We start from the raw sequence: 7,299 nt of genomic DNA, 5'->3' as shown, positions 1-7,299 counted from the left end.
CAGCGCTTGCGTGAGGACCGCCAGTCAAAATCGGTATCGCGGGATGGAGCAGCCCGGTAGCTCGTCAGGCTCATAACCTGAAGGTCGTTGGTTCAAATCCAACTCCCGCAACCACCGTCAAAAACCCACACATGATTTTACCCATCACGCCCGCAGCACCGCTGCCGGGCGCTATTGGCGTTTGATCTCGCCACCCAGACCAGGCCGCTCCCTTGTCGACCTCGCAGCCCCATCCATTATAAGTGCCGCCCAGCGATCGAACGAGGTCTAAGGCCGAGATGACAGTCAAATCGATCTCGGCGGGACGGTCGACCCGCCTGCAATCGACCGTCACATCTTTGTGCACGGCGTTCGCGTGTACCTCTAAGCTGAAACCATCCGCCAAAAGGCGGGTCTGAAGCTGGCCCGCGCTCACCTCCGTCGGCATATAGGGGCGATGATTGATCCAGCGCGAGATGATGAGGTAGCCCCCGTGCTCTTCCAGCACGGCAATCACCCTGCGGCTCTTGATCCTCTGCATGTCGCGCACATCAAGATGCAGGAGCTCCCGATAGACAGACCATTCCGTATCAGGGCGGTGCCCCGTGCTGTAGGCATAGGCCAGATGATCCGCCATCGCCCTCCGCGGCCGTAGCAGCGATGGGCGTGTGAGCGGCAGTATGGAGATGGAAGTCGTGGCAACCTGCCGTCGTGCAGCGCCCGGCGTGGACCGCGCCGGCTTCCGCTTTCAGGCGGGTCTCCAAGCTGCATTCGAGCGCTACGAGGTGATCAAACTCGTCTTGGCTGGACAGACTATCGGGCCGCAGCGCGTGCATCCGCTCGCTAAAATAGGCCATTATCGGCGCGCAGGTGATAGGCACACGCCGTGACAGCGCGACGTCTACAAAGGTTGAAGCAGGCAGGTCATCGACCCGCTCGGCAGAGAAATACCACCCTTCTTCAATCCCAACACCGCGCGACGCTTAAGGCGACCATGGACCCAAGTGATCTCAGGTCACAGCAGCAGTGTAGAGCGTCCGGCCATATCGGCCTCGGACGCTACCCCATCCGCACCGTCCGCAGGAACCCGCGAACCTGTTCGCCCAGATGCGAGGCTTGCGCTTCCAGCTCGTTCGCGCTCAACAACACCTGCGAGGCGGCTGCGCCGGTTGAGAGCGATAGCTGGCGCACATCCTCGATATGGCCGGAAACCTTCTCGGTCCCCCGCGCGGCCAGATCGATGCTCTGTGCCAGATCGCGCCCGGCGACGGACTGCTGATCGACCGCGGTGGCGATCGAAACCGCAGTGGATTCCAGATCCTTCACCTGTCCAGCAATCGCCCGCAGCGCCTTGACGCTGGCGCCGGTAGTGGATTGCATCGCGCGGATCTGGTCCGCGACCTTTTCGGTCGCGCGGGTGGTCTGCATCGCCAATTCCTTGACCTCGCTCGCCACCACCGCGAACCCGCGTCCTGCCTCGCCGCCGCGAGCGGCTTCAATCGAGGCGTTTAGCGCGAGCAAGTTGGTGCGCTGGGCAATCGTCTGGATCAGTTCGACGATCTGGCCCACTTCGTCAGCCGAAGCGGCGAGGGCCGAGATGGTCTCATCCGCCTCGCCAGTCGCAACTGTGGCGAGCCGTGCGAGTTCACTGGATGACGCCGCCTGACGGCTGATCTCGCTTATTGAGAGGGCGAATTCATCGCTCGCAGCCGCGGCGGCTGTGGCGCCGGCGTTGGCTTCTTCCATCGACAGCGCGACTTCGCCGGTGCGGCGGCTGGCTTCCTCGGCGCTCGATGCCATGCGGCTCGCAGTGGTGTGGAGCTGGCTCGATGCGGCGGCGACCCCATTCACGACATCGCCGACGGTGCGTTCGAACTGGCGCGCGACTTCATCCAGCAGCGCCGCCTTGCGCGCTTCGCCTTCGAGCCGCTCGCGCTCGCGTTCCTGCTGCAATTGCAATTCCTGTTCGGCTTTTTCCGAGCGTTCGCGTGCCCAGGTTTCGAGCCGCTTGCTCGCGCGTTTGAACAGTTCGAGCGCGCGGACCATTGCGCCGATCTCGTCCTTGCGATCCTCGCCCGCGATGGCGAAATTGCGGTCGCCATCGGCCAGCCGGGTCATGGCGTCGGTGATTTCGACGATCTTGCGTGAGAAATCGCGCGACAGATAGGCCAGTCCCATCAGCAGCACCGCCCCGCCGACAATGGCTAGCGCGGCGAGGATCAGGATCATGTTGAAGAAATAGCCGATGCCGGTGGCTTCCTGCGTCTCACCGCGGGCCGCCAGTTCGGCGGAAAGCCGCGCGCTGGCGCCCATCAGGGTGCTGCCCTGAGCGGAAACCTTCTCGGCTGCGGCGTTCGCGTCGGCGCCGCCGCGCACGCTTTCGCTGGCGCTGTCGAAGGTACTTTCGAAGCGGCTGAGTTCTTCGCGCAGGGCCACCACGCGCGGGGCGAGTTCGGGGGCGTCCTTGGCCAGCGCGGCTTCGATCGCCGTCACCTGGGACAACAGGGCGCTTTCGCCTTCACGCTGCTGTTCGCGCAGATCGGGGCTGCGGTCATAGAGCACGCGCACCGAGTGATAGCGCAGTTCGCCCGCGGTCGATTGCAGCTGCCCGGCCGCGACCAGTGTTTCCTGCACTCGCGCTGACGCGTTGTAGCGGTTCCAGAGTTCGCCAAGGCCTGCGCCCAGCACCAGCACCATCAGCACGCCTGTGCCAAGGAAGGTGCCGAAGATCGCGTTGATCTTCCCCGAAAGCGAGAGGTTGCGGAACCAGTCTATCCGCTCCAGCAGCGTCGCCCGCGACGCGGCGGGGCGCTCGGCTTCAACCTCGTCGCTATAATCGGAGCTGTCTTCCAATCTGATCTGGCGCACGAAGTCGGGAACAGCCTGTTCCTCACGTCGCTCCTGCAAGCTCATCATGTTCATTCCGCAATTCCCCGGGGTCCTGTTTCAAGCAATTGTGAAGGAAAATCCTTTCCAAATACTTGAGTCGCGGGGATTTATCAGCGGTTAGCCAGCGCGGACCCGCGAAAGGAAGCTCTGGACCTGAGTTCGCAAGGTGGCGGCCTGCGATTCGAGGCTGGTGGCGCTGGAAAGCACTTGGCTCGCCGCAGCGCCGGTTGACAGCGACAGCGCACGAACGTTTTCGATGTGACCAGCAACCTTCTCCGTCCCGCGCGCGGCGAGATCGATACTGCGGGCCAGATCATGTCCAGCGACCGATTGCTGATCGACCGCGCTCGCGATAGACACCGCCGTCGTTTCGAGGCTCTCGATCTGGGCTGCGATGTCGCGCAGCGCACTGACGCTGGCGCCGGTGGTGGATTGCATCGCGCGGATTTGATCGGCGACCTTTTCGGTGGCGCGGCTGGTCTGGTTGGCGAGTTCCTTGACCTCGCTAGCCACCACCGCGAACCCCCGACCCGCTTCGCCGCCGCGTGCGGCTTCGATGCTGGCGTTCAATGCGAGCAGGTTGGTGCGCTGCGCAATCGTTTGGATCAGTTCGACAATCTGGCCGACTTCCTGCGCGGATGCAGAAAGCGCGCCGATGGTGCTGTCGGCCCGCCGCGCCGAAATGCTCGCCTCGCGGGCAAGTTCGGCAGACGAGGCGGCCTGACGGCTGATCTCGCCGATCGACATGGCGAATTCGTCGCTAGCGGCCGCTGCTGCCGTTGCGCCGAGATTGGCTTCCTGCATGGCGAACGATGCCTCACCGGTACGCGCGCTGGCGTCTTCGGCGGTGGTCGCCATCAGGGTGGCGGTCGATTGCAGCTGGCTGGATGCTGTGACGACACCGGTGACGACTTCTCCCACGGTGCGTTCGAACTGGTCGGCGATGCCTTGCAGCACGCGTTCACGCTCAAGCCGCGCTTCCTCGCGCAGCACTTGCTGGCGGGCCTGTTCGTCAAGCTCGGCCTTGGCGCGTTCGGCGCGTTCGCGGCTCAGGCGTTCGAGCCTGACCCCGGCGCGGTGGAATACTTCGGTCGCGCGCGCCATCTCGCCGATTTCGTCCTGCCGGTCTTTGCCGCTGATCGCGACATCGCGCTCTCCGGCAGCGATGCGGCTCATCTGCTGGGCAATCGCATTCAGCGTCGCGCCCACGGTGCGGTTAAAATAGCGCTGGGCGAACAGAGTGATCAGCGTGAGGATGGTGGCGAGCACGATCCACATCACCAATAGGCGTGAAATCAGCGCCGCGCCGTTATCGGCCATGGTGTCGGCTTCTTCGCCCAGCGTCACGGTCATCGCGCGCGCGGCTTCGAGCACGGTGCTGCTGGTGGCGGCAATCTCGGCGGCTTGGCTACGGCGGCTGGAGCCATCGGCGTTGTCGCCATCGAAAGCGGCGACTTGGCGGCTCAAATTGGCCACGCCTTCGCGGATCAAAGCGAGCCGGCCCTGCGCGTCGATGCCAGTTGCATCGGCCCGTTCGGCCAACGCAGCAACGCTGGCGGCAGCCTGTTCAAAGGCTTCGCGCGCGGCGCGGGCGCGGGCGCTGTCACCATCGGCGACTAGCAGCTCGGCATGCCGCTGGCCTTCGGTCAGCTGGACCAGCAGCCGCTCGGCCTTGAGCGCGGCCTCGTGGGTGGTGCGAATCCGCTCCCCGCGCTGGCCGAGTTCAACATAGCCGCCGACGACGAACAGCCCGGCCAGCAGCGCGAAGGCGAGGTTGCAGCTGAAGAACAGGGTGATCTTACTGCCGATCGAAAGCGTGGCGAACCAATGCTGCGCACGGCCCATCCGGGTCGCGGGCGCGCTGTGCTCGTGCTCGGCCTGTTCGGCTTCAAGGTTGAGGGCAATATCCTGGAGCGCGCTCATGCCGCTTGTTCGTCCTTTTTGTCCGGCCCTGCGACCTGTGCGTTTGCGCGGTTCTGTTCGGCCATTAGCCGGTCGATTTCGGCGGCGGGCAGCGCGCGGTAGTAAAGCCAGCCCTGAATCTGATCGCACCCGGCAAGGCGCACCAGCTCGGCCTGCTCCTCGGTCTCTACCCCTTCGGCAGTGACGCCCATGTTGAGCGCGCGGGCCAGTGCGATGCTCGACAGCATCATCGCGCGGCTGCCTTCATCGACGCCGGCAAGTTCCACAAGGCTGCGGTCAAGCTTCAGCTTTTCGAACCGGAACCGCCGCAGGAAGCCAATCGAGGCATAGCCCGTGCCGAAATCGTCGAGCGCGATGCGCACGCCGAAGCTGCGGATCACATCGAGGGTGCGTTCGGCGACGACGGGATCGAGCACGAGGCAGGTTTCGGTCACTTCGAGTTCAAGCCGATGGGGCGGGAAGCCGGTTTCCTCCAGCACTTCGCCGAGCTTGATCGGGAATTCGGCATTGCGCAGCTGGGCTGCGGAAATATTGACCGACAGCGTTATGTCGCCCCAGCGCAGTGCATCACACACCGCCTGACGCAGCACCCACAGGCCGAGCGGGTTGATCAGGCCCGAATCCTCGGCCACCGGCACGAAGACATTAGGGCCGAGCGGGGGGCGATTGCCCCGGTCCCAGCGCAACAGTGCCTCGACTGCGACGATCCGCGCATCATCGGCGCTGACCAGCGGCTGATAGGCGAGGTTGAATTCGCCCGTGGCGATGCCGGTGCGGATCTCGTCCTCGATCTCGCGCAGGCGTTCGCGGCGGCGGTCGAAGCTTTCGTTGAACCAGGTGCAGCGCATCTTCCCGCCGCGCTTGGACATGTCCATCGCCACATCGGCGCGGCGCAGCATTTCGGACGAGGGCACGCGATTGTCGGCCATCGAGCGGGTCAGACCGATGCTCGCGCCGACCGCGATCTGGCGGTGGCCGAGTGTGACCGGGGTGCCGAGCCGTTCGAGCAGCGTGCGGCACATCCCCTCAAGGATCGTACCCGACACCTTGCCCGCCATCACGGCAGCAAATTCGTCTCCACCAAGCCGGTAGCAGCGCGCTTCCTCCCCGCAGACGTCGCGGATCAGCTGCGCGCACAGCTCGATCAGCTGATCGCCGACAGCGTGGCCATAGTGGTCGTTGACCTGCTTGAAGCTGTCGAGATCGATCATCGCCAGCGCGACTTCCTCGTTCCCATTGGAGATCTGCAGGATGTCTTCATGCAGCGCGTGCCGGTTGGGCAGGCCGGTCAGCACGTCGGTGTTGGCGCGCATTTCCAATCCGCGGACGCTTGCTATGCCGCTGCGGCCGAGGAAGAACAGGGTGGCGGTGTAGATCAGGATCGCGGCGATCATCAGCCCGCTGTGCGATCCGATGCTCCAGTGGTCACTGAAGCTCACCGCCAGCACCAGCGCGCCTGTCATGACGCTGGCCACTCCGATCGGAATGAGCACCATTCCGACCGAGGTCAGATGCAAGGGTTGCTTCGCCGTGAACACGATCAGGTTTCCCGATAGGCACGCCGTTTGGCGGGCTGTTATTCGATCATCCTAAACAGAAGCGGCTAAGGAAGGGTAAAGCCGCGCGCCCGCGTCGGCCGCTTGCTTACGCGATCTTCTGAAGCGCGGCGGCCTGGCCGGCGGGTTCGAAAAAGCTCGCGCGCCGGGCGCTGGGGACGAAGCGGTCGGTTTGGCCAACCGCAGTCTCGCCCGCGCCAAGCATCAGGAACCCGTCTGGCATCACCGCACTCGATAGGCGGGCGAAGGCTTGGGTGCGGACCTGCCGGTCGAAATAGAGCAGCACGTTGCGGCACAGCACCAGATCGAAGGGCATCCGTCCGGGGAAGGCGCCGAGGATATTATGCTGATGGAAGCGCACCTTGCAGCGCACATCTTCGCGCACCTGCCACCCGCGCGCGGTCTCGTCGAAGTGGCGCAGCATCTGGGTGACGCCGAGCCCACGCTGCACTTCGAACTGGCTGTAGCACCCGCTGCGCGCTGCGTTGATCGCGCGGTGCGACACATCGGTGCCGAGGATATCGATCGTCCAGCCCTGCCACCGTTCCGCCTGTTCGTTGAACAGCATTGCGAGCGAATAGACCTCCTGCCCCGTCGAACAGCCCGCTGACCAGATCGAAAGGCGCCGCATATCGCGGCGGCGGTGGGCGATTTCGGGGAGGATTTCCCCCGGCAGCTGATCGAAGGTCGGCTTGTCGCGGAAGAAATAGGTCTCGTTGTTGAGCAGCGCCTCGACCACTTCCTGCGACAGGTCGGGGGTCTCCGGCCCACCCGGAGGTGCGGCGAGCAGGCACACGAGTTGGTCGACATTGCTGATCCCGTGCGCGCGGAAAATCCCCGCGAGCGCCGAATTGACCCGCCAGCGGCGGCTTTCGGTCAGGTGCTGCCCGGTCCGTGCTTCGAGCAGATCGGCGATGATCTGGTGGGAGGCTTCGCTGACTTCTATCACGCG

At 64.5% G+C, this 7,299-nt stretch carries 6 protein-coding genes and 1 tRNA gene; 1 reads left to right on the top strand and 6 read right to left on the bottom strand.

The genetic code is table 11. The annotated features are described in order from the left end of the window. Nucleotides 1–37 precede the first annotated feature (37 nt). Nucleotides 38–114 (top strand) — tRNA-Met (locus GRI59_RS00445). Here the strand turns inward: GRI59_RS00445 and GRI59_RS16035 are convergent. The 6 genes from GRI59_RS16035 to GRI59_RS00415 form a co-directional block, all read right to left on the bottom strand. Continuing rightward, nucleotides 71–520 (bottom strand): ribonuclease E inhibitor RraB, encoded by a 450-nt coding sequence (locus GRI59_RS16035; RefSeq protein WP_419866789.1) that lies wholly within the window; start codon nucleotides 518–520, stop codon nucleotides 71–73. The genes GRI59_RS00445 and GRI59_RS16035 overlap by 44 nt on opposite strands. Before the next feature lie 49 nt (nucleotides 521–569). Beyond that, a complete protein-coding gene (locus GRI59_RS16030; RefSeq protein WP_160760352.1) occupies nucleotides 570–944 on the bottom strand; it encodes a DUF695 domain-containing protein in 375 nt (124 codons plus the stop codon). A gap of 94 nt (nucleotides 945–1,038) precedes the next feature. Next, nucleotides 1,039–2,901: a methyl-accepting chemotaxis protein gene (locus GRI59_RS00430; protein ID WP_160759254.1), complete on the bottom strand. Its 1,863-nt coding sequence runs from the start codon at nucleotides 2,899–2,901 to the stop codon at nucleotides 1,039–1,041. 84 nt (nucleotides 2,902–2,985) lie between these two features. Then, on the bottom strand, nucleotides 2,986–4,791 hold the full coding sequence (locus tag GRI59_RS00425) for a methyl-accepting chemotaxis protein (RefSeq protein ID WP_237440627.1): 1,806 nt from the start codon (nucleotides 4,789–4,791) through the stop codon (nucleotides 2,986–2,988). After that, nucleotides 4,788–6,287: a putative bifunctional diguanylate cyclase/phosphodiesterase gene (locus GRI59_RS00420; RefSeq protein ID WP_160759253.1), complete on the bottom strand. Its 1,500-nt coding sequence runs from the start codon at nucleotides 6,285–6,287 to the stop codon at nucleotides 4,788–4,790. The genes GRI59_RS00425 and GRI59_RS00420 overlap by 4 nt, the downstream gene beginning before the upstream one ends. Before the next feature lie 148 nt (nucleotides 6,288–6,435). Next, nucleotides 6,436–7,296: a CheR family methyltransferase gene (locus tag GRI59_RS00415; RefSeq protein WP_337190205.1), complete on the bottom strand. Its 861-nt coding sequence runs from the start codon at nucleotides 7,294–7,296 to the stop codon at nucleotides 6,436–6,438. Between the last annotated feature and the right edge of the window lie 3 nt (nucleotides 7,297–7,299).

Source organism: Erythrobacter ramosus, from assembly GCF_009828055.1.
Classification (GTDB): domain Bacteria; phylum Pseudomonadota; class Alphaproteobacteria; order Sphingomonadales; family Sphingomonadaceae; genus Erythrobacter; species Erythrobacter ramosus.
Note: the sequence above shows the minus strand (reverse complement) of the source record. Positions and strands in the feature narration are given on the sequence as shown.

Excerpts from the sequence above, each read along its gene's own strand:
- GRI59_RS16035 (WP_419866789.1), bottom strand. The coding sequence starts at position 520 with ATGCAGAGGATCAAGAGCCGCAGGGTGATTGCCGTGCTGGAAGAGCAC.
- GRI59_RS00430 (WP_160759254.1), bottom strand. The coding sequence starts at position 2,901 with ATGAACATGATGAGCTTGCAGGAGCGACGTGAGGAACAGGCTGTTCCC.
- GRI59_RS00425 (WP_237440627.1), bottom strand. The coding sequence starts at position 4,791 with ATGAGCGCGCTCCAGGATATTGCCCTCAACCTTGAAGCCGAACAGGCC.
- GRI59_RS00420 (WP_160759253.1), bottom strand. The coding sequence starts at position 6,287 with ATGGTGCTCATTCCGATCGGAGTGGCCAGCGTCATGACAGGCGCGCTG.